This is a genomic window from Aeromonas veronii (genome assembly GCA_041319085.1).
In the GTDB taxonomy this organism is placed as follows: domain Bacteria; phylum Pseudomonadota; class Gammaproteobacteria; order Enterobacterales; family Aeromonadaceae; genus Aeromonas; species Aeromonas veronii_F.
This window is the reverse complement of the sequence record CP101033.1, coordinates 471457-489868: the sequence shown is the minus strand read 5'-3', so window position 1 is coordinate 489868 and position 18412 is coordinate 471457. Positions and strand designations below refer to the sequence as shown.

At 60.9% G+C, this 18412-nt stretch carries 11 protein-coding genes and 5 pseudogenes; 6 read left to right on the top strand and 10 right to left on the bottom strand.

Annotation, left to right across the window (positions count from 1 at the left end; all coding sequences use genetic code 11):
- Positions 1-3: 3 nt before the first annotated feature.
- Positions 4-3697: pseudogene (gene metH, locus NMD14_02390) on the bottom strand (methionine synthase).
- 218 nt (positions 3698-3915) lie between these two features.
- Here metH and NMD14_02385 point away from each other — a divergent pair.
- Together NMD14_02385 and NMD14_02380 are read left to right on the top strand one after the other, a co-directional pair.
- Positions 3916-5192 (top strand): annotated as a pseudogene (locus NMD14_02385) (sodium:proton antiporter).
- Positions 5193-5693: 501 nt separating this feature from the next.
- Positions 5694-5870, top strand: coding sequence for a hypothetical protein (locus NMD14_02380; GenBank protein ID XEI33333.1), 177 nt, complete (start codon positions 5694-5696; stop codon positions 5868-5870).
- Positions 5871-6022: 152 nt separating this feature from the next.
- Here the strand turns inward: NMD14_02380 and NMD14_02375 are convergent, their stop codons facing one another.
- Both NMD14_02375 and NMD14_02370 read right to left on the bottom strand, forming a co-directional pair.
- Complete coding sequence (locus NMD14_02375; protein ID XEI33332.1) at positions 6023-6520, bottom strand: GNAT family N-acetyltransferase; 498 nt, start codon at positions 6518-6520, stop codon at positions 6023-6025.
- Positions 6521-6648: 128 nt separating this feature from the next.
- Positions 6649-6993: pseudogene (locus tag NMD14_02370) on the bottom strand (HDOD domain-containing protein).
- Positions 6994-7145: 152 nt separating this feature from the next.
- Between NMD14_02370 and NMD14_02365 the strand changes: the two are divergent.
- Positions 7146-7409 (top strand): hypothetical protein, encoded by a 264-nt coding sequence (locus tag NMD14_02365; protein XEI33331.1) that lies wholly within the window; start codon positions 7146-7148, stop codon positions 7407-7409.
- Between the two features lie 79 nt (positions 7410-7488).
- On the opposite strand, the gene aphA is transcribed toward NMD14_02365, so the two are convergent.
- Entirely contained in the window at positions 7489-8052 is a 564-nt protein-coding gene (gene aphA, locus NMD14_02360) for an acid phosphatase AphA (protein XEI34699.1), read from the bottom strand.
- 276 nt (positions 8053-8328) lie between these two features.
- On the bottom strand, positions 8329-9003 hold the full coding sequence (locus NMD14_02355) for an adenine nucleotide alpha hydrolase (protein ID XEI33330.1): 675 nt from the start codon (positions 9001-9003) through the stop codon (positions 8329-8331).
- A 178-nt stretch (positions 9004-9181) separates the two neighbouring features.
- Here NMD14_02355 and NMD14_02350 point away from each other — a divergent pair.
- From NMD14_02350 to NMD14_02340, 3 genes and pseudogenes are all read left to right on the top strand, one after another.
- Positions 9182-9502: pseudogene (locus tag NMD14_02350) on the top strand (MFS transporter).
- Positions 9499-9723, top strand: a pseudogene (locus tag NMD14_02345) (stress protection protein MarC). The pseudogenes NMD14_02350 and NMD14_02345 overlap by 4 nt, the downstream one beginning before the upstream one ends.
- Positions 9724-9882: 159 nt before the next feature.
- Positions 9883-10086 (top strand): hypothetical protein, encoded by a 204-nt coding sequence (locus tag NMD14_02340; protein ID XEI33329.1) that lies wholly within the window; start codon positions 9883-9885, stop codon positions 10084-10086.
- 123 nt (positions 10087-10209) lie between these two features.
- Here NMD14_02340 and tldD read toward each other — a convergent pair whose 3' ends face one another.
- The 5 genes from tldD to rng form a co-directional block, all read right to left on the bottom strand.
- Positions 10210-11658 carry a metalloprotease TldD gene (gene tldD, locus NMD14_02335; GenBank protein XEI33328.1) on the bottom strand — a complete coding sequence of 483 codons (1449 nt, stop codon included), beginning with the start codon at positions 11656-11658 and terminating at the stop codon, positions 10210-10212.
- A 168-nt stretch (positions 11659-11826) separates the two neighbouring features.
- Positions 11827-12648: a carbon-nitrogen hydrolase family protein gene (locus tag NMD14_02330; GenBank protein XEI33327.1), complete on the bottom strand. Its 822-nt coding sequence runs from the start codon at positions 12646-12648 to the stop codon at positions 11827-11829.
- A 25-nt stretch (positions 12649-12673) separates the two neighbouring features.
- Positions 12674-12994, bottom strand: coding sequence for a Dabb family protein (locus tag NMD14_02325; GenBank protein ID XEI33326.1), 321 nt, complete (start codon positions 12992-12994; stop codon positions 12674-12676).
- 34 nt (positions 12995-13028) lie between these two features.
- Entirely contained in the window at positions 13029-16922 is a 3894-nt protein-coding gene (locus tag NMD14_02320; GenBank protein XEI33325.1) for a TIGR02099 family protein, read from the bottom strand.
- Positions 16923-18392 carry a ribonuclease G gene (rng, locus tag NMD14_02315; protein ID XEI33324.1) on the bottom strand — a complete coding sequence of 490 codons (1470 nt, stop codon included), beginning with the start codon at positions 18390-18392 and terminating at the stop codon, positions 16923-16925. It abuts the gene before it with no gap.
- Positions 18393-18412 lie beyond the last annotated feature (20 nt).

The window sequence follows — 18412 nt, the reverse complement described above, 5'->3', positions numbered from 1 at the left end:
TCCTCAATTGAGATTGGGCGCGAGCCAGCGCTCGGCCTCTGCCAACGTCATCCCCTTGCGGGCGGCGTAATCTTCCACCTGATCTTGCTGGATCTGCGCCACTGCGAAGTATTTGCTCTCGGGGTGGGAGAAGTACCAGCCCGACACCGCCGCCCCCGGCCACATGGCGTAGGATTCGGTGAGCTTCATGCCGATGGCACTCTCCACCTCCAGCAGTTCCCAGATACTGCCCTTCTCGGTGTGCTCCGGGCAAGCCGGATAACCGGGGGCCGGGCGGATGCCCTGATAGTTCTCGCGGATCAGCGCCTCATTGCTGAGGGCCTCATCGGGGGCATAACCCCAGTGCACCTTGCGCACCTGCTCGTGTAGATACTCGGCAAAGGCCTCGGCGAGTCGGTCGCACACCGCTTGGATCAAGATGGCGTTGTAGTCGTCGTGATCCGCCTTGTAGGCCTTGGCGATGGCCTCCTCACCGATACCGCCGGTCACCGCGAAGGCACCGATCCAGTCGGGTTTGCCGCTCTCTTTCGGCGCCACATAGTCCGCCAGACAGTAGTTGGGGAAACCCTGCTTCTCGCTCTGCTGACGCAGGTGGTGCAATACCTTGCGCACCTCGCTGCGCGACTCGTCGCGGTAGACCTCGATGCTGTCACCCACCGCGTTGGCCGGGAACAGGCCTATGATGCCGGCGCAGCGCACGCTTTGATCCTGCTCGAGTTTATCCAGCATGGCGTTGGCCTCGGCAAACAGCTTGGTCGCCTCCTCGCCGATAATCTCGTCCTCGAGGATGCGGGGGAACTTGCCCGCCAGCTCCCAGCTAAGGAAGAACGGCGTCCAGTCGATGTAGGGGCGCAGCACCGAAATGGGCACGTTTTCGAACGTCTGCACACCCGGTTCACGGGGGCGGGCGGCTCATAGCCGACCCAGTCCAGCTGATGGCGGTTGGCACGGGCGTGGGCCAGACTGACCGGCTTGGAGCGCGGCTGCTTGCGGGCGTGCTGCTCGCGGGCAATCTCGTACTCCTTGTCGATGCGGGCCACGAAGGCGGGCTTGAGCTCCGGGCTCAGCAGACTCTGGGCTACCCCGACTGCTCGGGAAGCATTCGAGACATAGACCACCGGCTCGGAGTAATTCTGCTCTATCTTGACTGCGGTATGGGCCTTGGAGGTGGTCGCGCCGCCGATCAAGAGCGGCAGCTTGAAGCCCTGGCGCTCCATCTCTTTGGCCACGTGCACCATCTCGTCCAGCGACGGGGTGATGAGGCCTGACAGGCCGATGATGTCGGCATTGACCTCCCGCGCTGTCTTGAGGATGGTCTCGCAAGAGACCATCACCCCGAGGTCGACAATCTCGTAGTTGTTACACTGCAGCACCACCCCGACGATGTTCTTGCCGATGTCGTGCACGTCCCCCTTCACGGTGGCCATCACGATTTTGCCGTTGCTGGAGCCGCCCGATTTTTCCGCCTCGATATAGGGTTGCAGATAGGCCACCGCCCGCTTCATCACCCGGGCCGACTTCACCACCTGTGGCAGGAACATCTTGCCGGCGCCGAACAGGTCGCCGACCACGTTCATGCCGTCCATCAGCGGCCCTTCGATGACGTGTAGCGGCCGCTCGGCGCCAGCGCGCGCCTCTTCGGTATCCTCTTCGATAAAGTCGGTGATCCCCTTGACCAGCGCGTGCTCCAGCCGCTTGCCCACCGGCCAGCTGCGCCACGCCTGATCCCGCGGATCCTCGGCCTGGGCACCGGCGCCGCGATACTTCTCGGCGATGGCCAGCAGCGCCTCGGTGGCGTTGTCATTAAGGTTGAGCACCACCGCCTCGACCTTCTCTTTCAGCTCGGCCGGAATGTCTTCGTAGATGGCCAGCTGACCGGCGTTGACGATCCCCATATCCATGCCGTTCTGGATGGCGTGGTAGAGGAAAACCGCGTGAATGGCTTCGCGCACCGGCTCGTTGCCGCGAAACGAAAACGAGACGTTGGAGACGCCGCCGGAGATCATGGCGTGGGGCAGGTTCTCCTTGATGTCCTTCACCGCCTCGATGAAGTCCACCGCATAGTTGTTGTGTTCATCTATGCCGGTCGCCACCGCGAAGATGTTGGGATCGAAGATGATATCTTCCGGCGGGAAACCGACCTGATCGACCAGAATGCGGTAGGCGCGCTGGCAGATCTCGAACTTGCGGGCGCGGGTATCGGCCTGCCCCGCCTCATCGAATGCCATCACGATGACAGCGGCGCCGTAGCGGCGCAGCAATTTGGCCTGCTGGATGAACTTCTCCTCCCCTCTTTCATGGAGATGGAGTTGACTACCGGCTTGCCCTGCACGCACTTGAGGCCCGCCTCCAGCACCTCCCACTTGGAGGAGTCGATCATCACCGGCACCCGGGCGATGTCCGGCTCACCGGCGATGAGGTTGAGGAAGCGCACCATGGCCGCTTCGGCGTCCAGCATCCCCTCGTCCATATTGATGTCGATGATCTGGGCGCCGCTCTCTACCTGCTGCTTGGCGACATCGAGCGCCTCGTCGTAGAGCCCCTCCTTGATCAACCGCTTGAACTTGGCCGAACCGGTGACGTTGGTGCGCTCCCCCACGTTCACGAACATGGATTCGGGGGTGATGATCAGCGGCTCGAGGCCCGACAGCCGGCAAGCGACCGGCAGCTCGGGCAACGCGCGCGGCTTGATGCCCGCCACGGCGTCGCTCATGGCGCGGATATGGGTCGGGGTGGTGCCGCAGCAGCCGCCGACCATGTTGAGAAAGCCGCTCTGGGCCCACTCGCGGATATGCTCCGCCATCTCGTCCGCATCGAGATCGTACTCGCCGAACGCGTTGGGCAGCCCGGCGTTGGGGTGAGCGCTGACGCAGGATTCGCTGATGCGCGACAGCTCCTCCACATACTGGCGCAGCTCGTCAGGCCCGAGCGCACAGTTGAGGCCGAACGACACCGGTTTGACGTGACGCAGCGAGTGGTAGAAGGCTTCGGTGGTCTGGCCGGAGAGAGTACGGCCGGAGGCATCGGTGATGGTACCGGAGATCATCACCGGCAGGCTGTAACCCAGCTCTTCGAACACCCCTTCCACCGCGAAGGCGGCCGCCTTGGCGTTGAGGGTATCGAAGATGGTCTCGATCAGGATGATGTCGGCGCCGCCCTCGATCAGGGCATGGGTCGATTCGGTATAGGCGGCCACCAGCTGGTCATAGGTGACGTTGCGCTTGCCGGGGTCGTTGACGTCCGGCGAGATGGAACAGGTGCGGTTGGTGGGGCCCAGCACCCCGGCAACGAAACGCGGCTTGTGGGGCTCTTTGGCGGTCCACTCATCGGCGACGGCGCGGGCCAAGCGGGCGGCTTCGCGGTTGATCTCGGCGGAAAGCGCTTCCATCTCGTAATCGGCCATGGCGATGCGAGTGGCGTTGAAGGTGTTGGTTTCGAGGATGTCGGCCCCGGCCGCGCAATACTGCTGGTGGATCTCGCGGATCACCGCCGGACGGGTCAGCACCAGCAGATCGTTGTTGCCCTTGATGTCGGTGTGCCAGTCGGCGAAGCGTATCCCCCGATAGTCCGCCTCACCCAGCTTGTAACCCTGGATCATGGTGCCCATGGCGCCATCGATGATCAGGATCCGCTCCCTGAGGCAGGCTTCCAGCTTCATTGTTACGTCCGACTGCGTGCTCGGCTCTCTGCCCGACATTTCGTTCGACACCGCGTGCTCCTCTTATTACGTCCATGCAACTGCGCAAACAGCATGCTAGCAGCAAATAAATAAAATGGAAATCTAGCCGTCTATCAGTCCAAACTCATCACCATATACTCACTTATAGGTAATGAGTAACATGGGGCCCGAGAGTAACCTATGCCCATCCTGCATAGGGATACGTGCTTGCTGTCTACCAACGAGAAAAAATAACTATGAGCGTCTACTACACACTCTGTTTTCTGGCCGCACTGGCGATCTTTATCGCCTTTGCCAACCAGTATGTTGTGAAGATCCAGACCACCATCGCCATTACTGCTGGCTCCATGCTAATGTCCGTGCTGATGGTGCTGTTTGGCAAACTGGGCTGGTTCAACCTGGAACCTCTTGCCGTCAAAACCATGGAGAGCATCGACTTCCAGAACTTCCTGCTGAAGGGGATCCTGGGCTTTCTGCTGTTCGCCGGTGGCCTTGGCATCAACCTCAAGGCGCTGCGCAGCCAGAAGTGGGAGATCACCATTCTGGCCATCATTGCCACCCTGCTCTCCACCTTCCTCATCGGCTACGGCTTCTGGTTTATCGCCAAGCTGCTGGGTTGGGAACTGCCGCTGGTCTACTGCATGCTGTTCGGCGCGCTGATCTCCCCACTGACCCGATTGCCGTACTGGCCATCGTCAAGAAGATGAAAGCGCCACCCCAGATCGCCATCCAGATCGAAGGGGAATCGCTGTTCAACGATGGTGTCGGCCTCGTCATCTTCGCCACCGTGTTTGCCGTCGCATTTGGCGGTGTCGAGCCCACCTTCGGCAGCGTGGCCGGTCTGTTCCTGCATGAAGCCCTCGGCGGCATCCTGTTCGGCGCCGTGCTGGGCCTCATTGCCCACGCGATGATCAGTGCCACCGACGACGGTTCGCTGGAGCTGTTGCTGACGCTCTGCATCCCGACCGCTGGCTTCGCCTTTGCCAACATGATCGGCGTCTCCGGCGCACTGGCCATGGTGGTCACCGGCATCATGATCGGCAACTGGACCCGTCAATCCGGCTTCTCCGAGCAGAGTCGTCATCACCTGGATCACTTCTGGGAGTTGATGGACCAGTTCCTCAACGCCCTGCTGTTCCTGCTGATCGGTCTGGCGATGGTACTGCTGGATCTCGCCTGGCATGACTGGGCACTGCTGGTTATCGCGGTGCCACTCTGTCTGGCTGCCCGCTTCATCAGTGTCTCGCTGCCCTATGTGGCCTTCCGCCGATTCCGCAATTACAACACCTTCTCGGTGCGGATCCTCACCTGGGGCGGTCTGCGCGGCGGTCTGGCGATGGCGATGGCACTGGCGCTCCCCTCCGGCGTCATGATGATTCCGGAGCATGGGGTCGACCTGCGTCAGGTCATCCTGGTGATGACCTACTCGGTGGTGATGTTCTCCATCGTGGTGCAAGGCATGACCATCACCCCGATGATCACGGCCGCCAAGAAGGCCTGTGGCGACTACTGAGTCGGCCCACTGTGCTGCTTGCAGAATGAGAGAGGGCTCCCGTCGGGAGCCCTCTTTTTATGACTGATAGCTGCGGATATTTGCTGCTGATAGCACCTTGATTACACAGAGGAAAAGCGTACTTACTTCAATATCGGCAAATTATTGTTTGCTTTTTATTCATTTCGCGGAGAGAATGCGCGTCGGCTAGTTAATCAGCCCTGTTTATGTTCGCAATGCTTCAACGTTAGATGAATCCTGCCAGTACACACATAACCTCCCTCTGATTTACTCGCCTTGAGAACCGTCAGGCTGTCTGCCTGCGTTGCCCGGCTCTCACGGTGCAGACCCGATCTGCCCACCCAATTTGATTTATGCATCAGCATATTCCTTGAAAGTGCAGACGCCCCTTAACCGGGCTGGGTATTCCTGCGCGCTTGTCGTTCACCCAATCGACCGCGCCCATTGACCTGACATTTGCCAATACAAGGAGCAAACACCTAATTTATATAGAGAAATACCATGATGAAAGCAGTACAAACACACAAGCCCCTGCGTCGTAGCAAGCCCATCAACCTGCCTGTGCAAGAGCACGACAATGATGCGTTTCTGATCCAGTTCAGCACCCGCTTCAGCGGCGGTTTCGCCATCTCCTGTGATGGTATCGCTGGCGAGTTCTCCATCGAAGACCTCAACTGATCCTGCCTGCCCTCCGGCAGCGCCCGATGCAGACAGGCCGCAACTCACGGCGGCCTCTTTGCTTCTCTCACGCCTTTAGCCAGACCCAGCCTCTTGCTTGTCCTCAGCCTGGCAGCTACCTCACCATTCGCTTCCCCGCTCTCTGACCTTGATCACTGCTCCAGCAGCAGGCACTCATCGGCATCTTCGCTCAGCTTGACCAGTCTACTGCGCACCAGCCCCAGCTTGGCCAACAGGCCGATGGAACGCTCGTTGCCCGGAGTGACGATGGCAACTACCTGCCCGATCCCCAACCGGCTTTTGCCATCGGCAAGGGCGGCCTGCGCCGCTTCAATGGCGTAACCCTGACCGCGATACTGCGGCAGGAAGGCGTAACCGATATCGACCTGCTCCAGGGTATCGCGTTTGATCAAACCGCAGATACCGAGGCTGACACCGTCCTCCTTGCGCTCCACCAGATAGAGCCCGTGACCATAGCGGGCATAGCTGACTGCCGGCCCCTGCTGGATATACTCCTGCGCCTGTTCGAGGGTGCGAATGCCCCGATCACCGATGTAACGATAAAAGTCGCCGTCATTGAGCAGCTCAAGGATGAAGGGGGCATCGGTGGCGATCATTTCGCGCAGGATCAGGCGGGAGGAGGCAATCATGGCAAGGGCTCTCAGACGGAAAGTGAAGGGCAAAGAGTGCCCCGTCGCTCCCTGGCTGGCAAGCCTGCGGCACCATCAGCCATGAAAAAGGGGCCGCGTTGGCCCCTGATGAGATGGAAGATAAGGCCTCAGGCCGCCAGCAACCCGGCATAACCGTTGCCCTGTTCCCGCAGCGCAGTGAACTGGGCGGCACAATCGGCCCAGCTCAGCCCCAGCGCATCTGCCACTTTGTGGGGCCACTCGGGCGGCGCCTCTTCCCCCACATCGGACTGGCCCGCCCCTTGTGCAACTCCAGATCGTGGATGTGATGGACGGTGTTTTCCGGCAGGCCTACGTGCCTCACCAAGCGGCCGAGAGCGTAGAGCTGGCGCAGGTAAAGACCTCCTCCCCTTCATCCTTTTCTTCACCGCCAGACGACGCGCCAGCTCAGCCACGTTGCAGACGCAGCCCCAGCAGTGTTTGAGGTCAATGCCGGATCGGTGTTCCAACCTGCTTGCCTTGGCAAACGCCTCCTCATTATGGGTAATAAATGGCCTCCTCATCGGATTGTTTATTCGCAGGCCGTTCAAGGTGTTAGCCCCATTCAGGCTATACTGGCCGCCACATTCACTGTTGCGGATATCCCATGAACGACACTCAGGAATTTTTTGACGAAGAGACGCTGCTGGAGATGGTGGAGAACCAGCTCAACGATGGTCACCCGCCCCATGTGAAGGCAACCCTGATGCGGCTGGTGATGAAGGGCACCCCGCGGGAAGAGGCGCTGCAATATATCGCCTGCGCCCTCGGGGCCGAGCTGATGGCGATGGAGGCCGATCAGGGCCCCTTCAATCTGACCCGTTACGGCGAGTTCCTCGATAGCCTGCCCGAGATGCCGTGGGCTGACTGAACGGTACCGGCATCGCACTGAGAAAAACAGAAGGGCGAGTGTCTACACACTCGCCCTTCTTGTCTGAACCGAAGCAGGATCAGAACTGGGAGTTGATGATCACCTCTTCCCCCAGCGCCCCTGCCAGCGGCAGTGGCCGGTAGCTGGAGTTAGCAGCCCGCAGCAGGCGGATGCCACGAGCGCCGATCTCCTGCGCTGCTTTGATATCACCATCAGAATCGCCGTAGAAGATCTTCATCTGCTTATCCTTGAGCCACTGCACCTTGGTGTTCTGGCCTGGCTGATCACCGGCAAAGATCACCGGATTGAGCTGGGCAGCCGGGATGTTCATGGTCTGCTGCAGGGTCTGGCTCACGGTTTCAGTCTTGGTAGCCGAGCGACCGGTGACGAAATAGATATGGTCACCGCGCTTGAGGTGCATGGCGATGAGCGCCTTGCCCACCTCTTTCGGCATGCTGAACGCATCCCAGCCGTTGTTCATCTTCTCCCAGAAGGCGGGGTTCTTCAGATAACTCTCGTCGTTGGGCGAGAACTCCTGCTTGCCGCGATAAAAACCGGGGCTGGAAAAGAGCAGGGTATCGTCGATATCAAAACCGACCGCAATCGGGGGCAGGCCATCCAGGCTCTTGGCGATCTGCTCCACCGACACCCAGTGAATGGGGGCCTGCTGGGCCAGCGTAACGGTAGTGACACCGGCAGGAACCGGCAGGAACCGGCTGAACTGTGGCGGCACCACCAGCTACGGCGGGCAGAGAGAGAGCGGCAGCCAGCAAGGAAGCGAGCAGCGCTGGGCGAAAGAGGTGTTTCATCAGGAAGTTCCGTCATTTTCAATCAAAAAAAGAGGGCGGTCAGAGTGACTGTATCGCCCAGTGTAAACTGTGAGTGGACTTGCAAAAAAGAGCGCTTTGCCCGTAAAAAATTAATCACCGAGCGGCAGCAGATCGGTAAAGACAAAGCCGTCACGCACTACTGTCTCGCCGACCCGAATGCCGAGCGGACGGGAGAACATGGGGCCATCATAGGCCAGGGTGTGAAACTCGCCGTTCTCACCGCACGGATCGACGACCTCCGGCAGCGCCGCCAGCAGCGCCTGGTCAAAATCGTGACCACCCAGGCTGGCATCCAGCTTGTTCGGGTCGAGGGTGCTGATCCGCGCTTTCAGCCCTGCTGCCACCATCTGTGGCGCCAGTTCACGGGTATTGCTGCCCCACAGTGGGAACAGCGGTTCGATGCCGGTGCCTGCCAGCTGCTGTTCACGGTAGGCGCGCACATCCTCAAGAAAGAGATCGCCAAAGGCCATATGGCGGATCCCCTGCGCGACCACATCGGCGATAAAGCCGGTCATGATGCGGGCGTAATCCTCGTTGCTGCAGGGCCAGGGCAGATCGATGGTGATGAGGGGCAAACCAACACAGTCAGCCTGTTCAGTCAAAAGCTGCTTGCGTACCCCGTGCATCGCTACCCGCTCGAACTCCTGATTAAGGGTGGTAAACAGCCCCACCACCTCGATGGTTGGATCTTGCCGCAACTGATGCAATGCCCAAGCACAATCCTTGCCGCTACTCCAGGAGAGCAGTACCCGTTTCTTTTCCATCAATCCTCCGCCAGCGGGGCGCGCTGGATTTCCCCAAAAGCGGCCCCCAAAAGATGCAAAACAGTGTTGTGAGTTGCGCGATTTACACACAAGAGGCAGGCAGCATACTCTCGATCACCTCTATATGCTCCTTGCCCGGGCTGACAATAACTAAAAAAACGATGGGAAACATACGGATATGACCACAACCGCACAACAACACGATCGCGACCACCCCCTCAATCGACAGGATTACAAAACCTGAGTCTGACTGCCCTCGGCGGTACGCTGGAGTTTTACGACTTCATCCTTTTCGTCTTCTTCGCCGTGGTCATCGGCGAGTTGTTCTTCCCGGCCGACATTCCCGAATGGCTGCGCCAGTTTCAGACCTTTGGCATCTTCGCCGCCGGTTATCTGGCCCGCTCGGCGGCATCCTCAAGTCCACTTTGGCGATCTCATTGGTCGCAAGCGGAAGTTCACCCTCAGCATCATCATGATGGCGCTGCCGACCCTGTTGATCCGGTCTGCAAGCTCCTTGGTGCCACCGGCATTGACGCCATGACCCGCATCATGGGCTTCCTGCTGGTTTGCATGGGTATGCAATTTTGCATCAATGGCATCAAGGAAGTGGCACAGGATCCGGTATTCCACAGCGGCCAGGCCGTGCAAACCGCACCGGCACTACTGCAGGTTTCCGGCACGTTTGATCAGTTGCCGCAGAAGCCCGCCAGCCCTGATTGAAAACGGTATCAAAAAGTCCCTGACGATCTGCACTGATCTTGTTCTTGATCATGTTATTGACACACAAATGAGTTAGTTTGTTTTTTATACAGACTGTATTCAGAAGGACGCTGATAGGTTTGTTGATGAATACCCACTCAACTTCAGGAGAGTATGCAGATGGACAAGATGCTGACCGAAATAGGGAGCCATAGCCTGTTTCACGAGTACCTGAACGTGGTTGGGATTGCGAGCCCATCCCTCGCCAAGATTGAACAACACTGGGAATATAAAGAGCAAGAGCAGCTGGTTGCCAAAATCCAGATCGACGACCAGGGTAACGCCCGCTATTTCATCGACGCCCGCGCCATATCCGTCAACTGATACCGAATAACCCGCCAGCCCCGGTCCACCGACCGGGGCTTTTTGTTATCTGCAATCCCCTGAATAGCCAAACCCCGGACAATGCCGGGGTTCGATTTCAACGTGACCAAGGTACAGCGAGGCTTACTGGGTACCCCCCACGGTGAGCTGATCCAGTTTGAGGGTGGGCTGGCCGACACCGACCGGCACGCTCTGCCCCTCCTTGCCGCAGATGCCGACCCCGCGATCCAGCGCAAGATCGCTACCCACCATGGAGACCTGGCTCATCGCCTCGGGGCCGTTGCCGATCAGGGTCGCGCCCTTGATGGGAGCGGTGATCTTGCCATCCTCGATGAGGTAAGCCTCGGAGGCGGAGAAGACAAACTTGCCGGAGGTGATGTCCACCTGACCGCCACCGAAGTTGGGGGCATAAATGCCCTTCTTCACCGAGGCGATGATCTCGGCCGGATCATACTGACCTGCCAGCATGTAGGTGTTGGTCATGCGCGGCATCGGCATGGCGGCGTAGGATTCGCGGCGGCCGTTGCCGGTGAGCGGCACACCCATCAGGCGGGCGTTCTGCTTGTCCTGCAGATACCCCTTGAGGATACCGTTCTCGATCAGCACGTTGTAACCGCCCGGCGTCCCCTCGTCATCGATGGAGACGGAGCCACGCCGACCCGGTAGGGTGCCATCATCGACGATGGTGCAGTGTTTGGAGGCCACCTGCTCGCCGATGCGACCGGCAAACGCGGAAGATCCCTTGCGGTTGAAATCCCCCTCCAGACCGTGGCCCACCGCCTCGTGCAGCAGCACGCCGGGCCAGCCGGAGCCCAGCACCACCGGCATGGTGCCGGCTGGCGCGTCGATGGCTTCCAGATTGACCAGCGCCTGACGCACCGCTTCACGCACATAGCCAAAAGCGCGGCTCTCCAGCCCGTCCAGTTCGAGGAACCAGTCGTAACCAAAGCGGCCACCGCCACCGGCACTGCCGCGCTCACGGCGATCGCCCTTCTCGGCGATCACGGTCACCGACAAACGCACCAGCGGACGCACATCGGCGGCCAGGGTGCCATCGGTGGCGGCCACCAGCACCTCTTCGTAGACACCGCTGATGGAGGCCATCACCTGATTGATGGCGGGATCCAGACTTCTGGCAAACTTGTCCACCTGCTCCAACAGGGCGATCTTCTGGTGCTTGTCGAGGGTTTGCAGCGGATCCATGGCCGGGTAAAGCAGGTTCGCTTCGGTGCGAGCCCACGCCTTCACCTTGCCGTGAGCACCGGCGGCGGCGATGCCGCGAGCGGCAGTCACCGACTGTTGCAGCGCCAGCAGGCTCAGCTCGTCCGAGTAGGCGAAGCCAGTCTTCTCGCCGCTGACGGCGCGCACCCCGACCCCCTGATCGATGTTGTAGCTGCCATCCTTGACGATGCCATCTTCCAGCATCCAGGACTCGTGCCAGCTGCGCTGGAAATAGAGATCGCCGAACTCCACCTGATGGCTCATCAGGCTGCCGAGCAGCTGCTGCAGGCGCCCTTCGTCGAGGTCGTTCGGGGCCAACAGGGAGGCACTAACCTGGCTCAATAGACTCAATCTTTCTCTCCACTCTCGATGCGAGATGTCATAACGGTTAACTTCCCCGACCGTAGGTTCGATTAGCCGCCGCGCGGCGTAATCGGACGATCGCGAATCCGATGAGGTATTTGACGCCCGATTACGCTTCGCTAATCGAGCCTACCGTTTCAATTGTTCACCACACCATCACAACAAACGGGCATGGGTCAGCACCGGCATGGTGCGTTTCAATTCATCGATAAGCCCAAGCTCCATCTGCGCCAGCACGGTGCCGCGCCCGGACTCTTTGCTCGCCAGCACCCGACCCCAAGGGTCGATCACCATGCTGTGGCCCCAGGTCTGGCGCCCCGTCTCGTGAGTACCGCCCTGATTGGCCGCCACCACGTAGCACTGGTTTTCGATGGCGCGAGCCCGCAGCAACGGCTCCCAGTGCGCCTCGCCGGTCACGGCAGTAAAGGCGGCAGGCACCAGCAGCACGCGGGCACCGGCACGGGCCAACTGGCGGTAGAGCTCGGGAAAGCGCAAATCATAACAGATCGAGAGGCCGAGGGGACCAAAGGGGGAGTCCACCAGCACAGGCGCCTCCCCCGGGCTGAATGTTTCCGACTCACGGTAGCGACCATGATTGTCCGACACATCCACGTCGAACAGATGGATCTTGTGGTAGTGGCCCCTGAGCTCACCGCTTGGGTCAAACACCAGCGAGCTGGTGTGGATATGGTCGGCACCGGCGATGGTGGTCGGCATGGCCCCGGCCACCAGCCAGATGCCGTAATCTCGCGCCCACTCAGCCAGTTGTTGCTGGATGGGTGCGGCGCCACTCAGATCGGGGCCAATCGCTTCGGCGCCATCCAGATAGCCCTGTCGCTCGCCAAACAGGGCAAAGTTCTCCGGCAACAGGGCCAGCAGTGGCCGCTCGGTTGGCAAGGCCGCCAGCTCGGCGGCAATCTGTTCCCGGTTATCCTGCCAGTGACGGCCAGATACCAGCTGTATTGCGGCTAACCACATGTCGCTCTCCTTCTCGCTTGGGCCATCAGACGGTGACAGCATCCCCCGCCTGCAGGGTGTAATCCAGCACTATGATGCGCCCCAGCACCGGACGGAAGATGGCCTTGAGGGCATCATGATCAGGATGGGGCAGATAGCGCTGGCGGGCCGCTTCGTCGGCGAAGGTCATCAGCACGCTGTGGGTAAAGCCGTCATCCCTCCCCTCTGGGCTGTCATTCTCCCCCCACTCCACCGCGGTCACGCCGCTGACTTGATGGGGAATAGCGAGAAAGGCGGTACGCACCGCGTCTATCTGGGCAGGCTGGGTGTCCGGTTTAAAGGCGATCAGCAGGATATGTCGGATCATGGCTCACTCCTTGTGATGGTGCCGGGCCGCTCGCTCAGCGCTGAGCGGGCCCCGCGTGTTTGGGGCTCAGCAGGAAAGGGGTCACCTCTTGGGCCGGCAGGCTGGGGGCAACGGTATCGACCGCCTCTTTCTGCTGCTGGTTGAGCTTGATGCGAGCGCGATCCCGACCCGCCTCAATCAGCTTGGGAGCGTCGAGCGGGCCCGAGATACGAAAATCGATGCGGGTCACTACATCCACCACCGGCTCCAGCAGTTTGGAGAGGGCCAGCACATAGAGGCCCGTGATCGGGGTGATGGAGAAGGCCGCCACCACCGGCAGGGTGCCCCCCAGATTGGGGGAGAAGCTCAGATCGAAGTCGAGCCGCCAGCGCACCAGATCGGCGATCCCCTCACCGCGCAGATTGCCGGCCGCCCCCTTCATATAGAAATCATCATTGCTGACCTGCCCCTGCTTGATAGTGGCAGAGGCGGACATGGATTCGAAGTAGAACCCCTTGTCGAACACATCGCGAAAATCGAGCCGCAGCTTGCGCAGCAGGGAGTCGAGACTGAGCAAGGAGAGCAGCCTAGCCCCCTTGTCGTTGACCTCCCGCAGGGTGCCGCCCTCCAGCTGATAGCTGGCGCTCCCCCCGAGGGTCGACAGACTCGGGCGATAGGGCACATCCTGCCAGTTCAGATCAAAGGCGAGCGAACCGGGGGCATCGCCGATGGGGGAGGTGTAGCCGAGCCGCTTGAGCAGCAGCTCGCTGTTGTTGCTGGTCAGCTTGCCACGGGCCCGTGTCTCCATCCGGTTGCCATCGGCCAGCCAGTCAAGGCTGCCGGTGAGCTGACTCCCCGCCAGCCGCATATCCAGTCCCTTGAGGGTCACCTTGTTGGCGCCGGGCACCAGCTCCCCCTTCACTTCGCCGAGCGGCAATTCGCCAAAGCGGCAATCGACACAGCTGAATGTCAGCCAGGGGATCGAGGCCATGATGGCGTTGTCCTGCTGCGCATCGGGATCCGGACTGAGATCCGAGCGCTTGCCGGACCAGTAGATACGGGCAAACTTGGCATCCACCGGGCGATTGGCCACTGCGGGCAGGTGGATCACCCCCATCACATCGGGGCTGTCGATCATCACCTCGGTCGCCTGAGGGGTCGGCCCCACGGTGAAGCGCGCCGCCTGGAGGGTGGCGCTGCCGATATAGGCACGGGCCAGCTGACCATCCACCCACCACTCCTGTGGCAGGAAGGCGGGGCCGACCACCGCATTGCCGGTCTGGTTCTGCGCCGGCAGCCACTGCTTGAGCCGTGCCAACCAGCCGCCGACGTCAGCCTCCTGCTGGTTGATGGCAAGCAGCATGGGAGCATCACGCAGCACCCGGGCGCCAGGTTGGCCCACATCGACCCGCACCCGACTGAGATAGGGCACCCCTTCGCCATAGACCAGTCGGGTCTGCATATCCACATCGGCACCCAGCACGGTGCGAATGTCGGCGCTGCCATCCCGGCCACGTGCGATCACCTTGAACGGCAGCCGGCTGGCGTTGCTCTTGGCCAGTGGCAGCGGCAGATCCAGCCCCATCCCCTGCAGGTTGGAGTCGAGCGCCAGCTGGAAGCTGAACGGTTTGCTCTCGGGCAGGGTCAGCCCCAGCTTGCCGCCCCAGTTGCTACGGCCGTTGAGAATGCCGTATGAAGAGATGGCGGCGGGTTGGAGGCGGCTATCCCACTGCCCCTTGAAATCGAGGTCGACCTGATAATGATCCGGGTGCTGTCGCCCCTGATAGTCGAGGGTCAGCGGCTGGTTCCACAGACTCGCTTTGAGATTGCGGAAGCGGGTCTGTTCGTTGTCATATTCGAGGCGTCCCTGCACCTTCTCCAGCGGCAGATCCAGACTGGCGACCCGCACCTTGTTGTTGCTGAAAGTGGCATCGCCGCTCGCCTTCACCTCGCTCTCACCATCGAGAGGAATGTCGAGTTTGACCGAGCCAGCCATCGGGCCGCGGATCTCGATCTCCCGCAGCGCCTGCCCCACCGAACTGCCCAGCGGGGAGTCCTGCAGGTAGTCGCTGATGGCCTTGCCCTCCCCCTGCACCTTGGCATCCACATAGAGGTGGGCGCCGGGGGAGAGATCCGGGATCCAGGCATGTACCGAGTCGGATCTTGCCTTGCCGAGCCGGGTGGAGTGGCTGCGCATATCGAGACCGGCATTCTGGAACAACAGGTCGATCTGCAGGTCGGTGAGCGGTTGCCAACCGGGGAAGAACTCGTAGGTGGCCTGCTCCAGCGGCACCGCCACCTGGAAGATGCCCTTGCCGTTGTCATAGGGGAAATCCCTGAGCTCGCCATACCAAAGCAGGTCGGCCCCCTTGGCCTTGCCCCCCTTGATGGCGCCGCTCAGGTAATCCACCAGCCCCTTGTCCATCGCCTGCAGCGGGAAGTAGCGATCGGCATGGCCCGCATTCTTCACATCGATGCGGCCGGTCAGGGCGAGGAAGGGGTGCTCGAACAGATCGAGGCGAAAACGGCTGGCCAGGGTCAGATCCGGGTTATCCAGCGCGATATCCTGCCCGTAGAGCACCCAGCCCTGCGCCTCACGCCACCAGTCGAGGCGAGCCGAGAAGCGATCGACCGGGATCGGCATCTTGAAGTGACGGGCGGGATCCACCTTGTCGTTCGCCAGCGCCAATCTGGCGCTACCGCCCTTGGGGGTGAGCCAGAACTCGCCGTTGAGATCCCGCAAGCCGGGCACGTCGTGCCAGGCATTCAGGCTCACGTTGGTGATCTCACCGCTAAGGGAGACATCCTGCCAACCGGCATCGGCCTGCAGGGTCAAATCGGTCAGCTTGCCCTTGGGTTTGGTCTGCTTGAGCAGCTCGCTCTGGGCGGGATACATCGCCGAGACCAACTGGCTCAGCTGGGCGAGCTGGTCGAGATCGATCTGCGGCACATAGCCCTGCACCCGCTCGCCGATCCGCTCCAACTGCAACCGGCTGTGCAACCAGGGTTTGTCATCCAGTGTGAAGATCACATCGTGGCTGGCCAGTTGCCAGTTCTGGCCATCCCGGCGCAGCTGGATCTTGCCACCATCGAGGCCGAGGCGATGGAGCGCCTGCTGCTTGGGATCCTTCCAGATCAGGTAGTTGTTGCCAAAAGCCAGCAGGGTATTGCCCAGCTTGCCACTGTCAAACTCGCTCCAAAGCTGGAAGTCGAGCTGACCGGCAACCTTGGGTTCGCCCGCATGGATCTTGGCCAGTGTCGGGGTGATATCGAGCTGGCGGGCGCCCAGATAGAGCTGCCCCTTGAGGCTATCGAGCCGAGCGGTCGGGGCCTCCACATCCAGAATCAGATCGAGGGTGCTCTCGCCCACCCCGTTGATCAGATAAGCCTTGCCGACCCCCTGATGGCGCTTGCCACGGTTCTGCCAACGCAATTGGGCGATGTCGAGCGCCCGCAGATCGCCCAGCGCCGTGGTGACGCTGAGGCGGGTATTGTGAATATCGAAGGTGGAGAGCTGGGTCAGCAGAAAACGCAGCAGGGCACCTTGCTGGGGATCGCCGGAGGGGCGGTCGTCAGCCGGCTGGCTGAGATCGAGGGTGATATCGCCGTCGCTGAGGATCAGCTCGCCAAACACCGGCTTGAGCTCATTGAGGGTGCGCCAGAAGTCGAGATGCACCCAGGCTTTGCCGAGCTGTATGGTAAAACGCCCCGAATCCGGGGCGATGGCGAGTTGCTGCAGTTCGAGGGCGGGCCCGGATTGTGTCCAATCCAGCCCCACTTGCTCCACGCTGACCTTGAGTTGTGAATCACCGAGCAGAGAGTGGATCAGACTCTCCCGGTATTGATTCAGCAAAGGGCCCCCAACCCGTACCAGGGTGACCAGCATGGCCATCAGTACGAACAGGACCCCCAGGGCCAACCAGCCCCGACTCAGCCAGCGATAGACCAATTACATCATCACCACGTCGAATTGCTCCTGACTACAGAGAGGTTCGCTCACCACCCGAACCTGTTTTCCGATGAACACCTCCAACTCCGCCAGACTGTGGGACTCCTCGCCCCGCAGGTAGTCGGCCACTGCCGGGGCGGCGTAGACGGTGAATTGATCCGCATCGTAGGCGCGATTGACCCGGATGATCTCCCGCAGGATCTCGAAGCAGACCGACTCCACCGTCTTGACCCGGCCACGCCCCTTGCACTCGGGGCACTCGGAGCAGAGCACATGCTCCAGACTCTCGCGGGTGCGCTTGCGGGTCATCTCCACCAGGCCGAGCTGGGAGAAGCCGTTGACATTAGTCTTGGCCCTGTCCTTGGCCAGCGCAAGCTCCAGACTGTGCAGCACCCGACGGCGGTGATCTTCCGACTGCATGTCGATGAAGTCGAGGATGATGATACCGCCGAGGTTGCGCAGCCGCAGATGGCGGGCGATGGCGGCGGTGGCCTCGACGTTGGTGTTGAAGATGGTCTCTTCCAGATTGCGATGGCCGACAAAGGCGCCGGTGTTGATATCCACCGTGGTCATGGCTTCGGTCTGGTCGATGATGAGATAGCCGCCGGATTTCAGCTCTACCTTGCGCTCCAGCGCGCGCTGGATCTCGTTCTCCACGTCGTAGAGATCGAAGATCGGCGACTCGCCGGGGTAGTACTCCAGCTTGTTGGCCAGCTCCGGCACGTACTCCTCGGTGAAGCACTTGAGCTGATCGAAGCTCTGGCGCGAGTCGACCCTGATCTTGTCGAGCTCGGCACCGACAAAATCGCGCACCACCCGAAAGGCCAGGCTGGGATCCTCGTAGAGGATCTTGCAGGGGGGATACTTCTGCTTGCGCTCGAGGATCTTGCGCCACAACCGCTTCAAGAAGGCGGCATCCTGCTCCAGCTCCTGCTCCCCCACCCCTTCGGCGGCGGTACGGATGATGTAGCCACCCAGATCGTCCACATAACCGGCCACGGTACGCTTGAGGCGCTCCCGCTCCGCTTCGGACTCGATACGCTGGGAGACGCCGACGTGGGCACTCCCCGGCATAAAGACCAGATAGCGGGACGGCAAGGTGATATCGGTGGTGAGGCGGGCACCCTTGGTACCCAGCGGATCTTTCACCACCTGTACCATGATGTCCTGCCCCTGACGCACCAGCTCGGCGATGTTGCCGACCTGGAACTGCTCCTTCTCCTTCACCGCCACACATTCGGTGTGCGGCACGATATCGGAGGCGTGCAGGAAGGCCGCCTTGTCCATGCCGATATCGACGAACGCCGCCTGCATGCCGGGCAGCACCCGACTGATCTTGCCTTTGTAGATATTGCCCACGATGCCGCGCTTGGCCTGACGCTCGACATGCACTTCCTGCAGCAGACCGTTTTCGACCAGGGCAACCCGGGTTTCGGAGGGGGTAACGTTAACCAGCAGTTCTACCGACATAAGCAACCTTGCCTGTTCCA

Coding starts and splice junctions, on each gene's coding strand:
- NMD14_02340 (XEI33329.1), top strand. CDS start 9,883: ATGGACAAGATGCTGACCGAAATAGGGAGCCATAGCCTGTTTCACGAG.
- NMD14_02365 (XEI33331.1), top strand. CDS start 7,146: ATGAACGACACTCAGGAATTTTTTGACGAAGAGACGCTGCTGGAGATG.
- NMD14_02375 (XEI33332.1), bottom strand. CDS start 6,520: ATGATTGCCTCCTCCCGCCTGATCCTGCGCGAAATGATCGCCACCGAT.
- rng (XEI33324.1), bottom strand. CDS start 18,392: ATGTCGGTAGAACTGCTGGTTAACGTTACCCCCTCCGAAACCCGGGTT.
- NMD14_02325 (XEI33326.1), bottom strand. CDS start 12,994: ATGATCCGACATATCCTGCTGATCGCCTTTAAACCGGACACCCAGCCT.
- NMD14_02380 (XEI33333.1), top strand. CDS start 5,694: ATGATGAAAGCAGTACAAACACACAAGCCCCTGCGTCGTAGCAAGCCC.
- NMD14_02330 (XEI33327.1), bottom strand. CDS start 12,648: ATGTGGTTAGCCGCAATACAGCTGGTATCTGGCCGTCACTGGCAGGAT.
- NMD14_02355 (XEI33330.1), bottom strand. CDS start 9,003: ATGGAAAAGAAACGGGTACTGCTCTCCTGGAGTAGCGGCAAGGATTGT.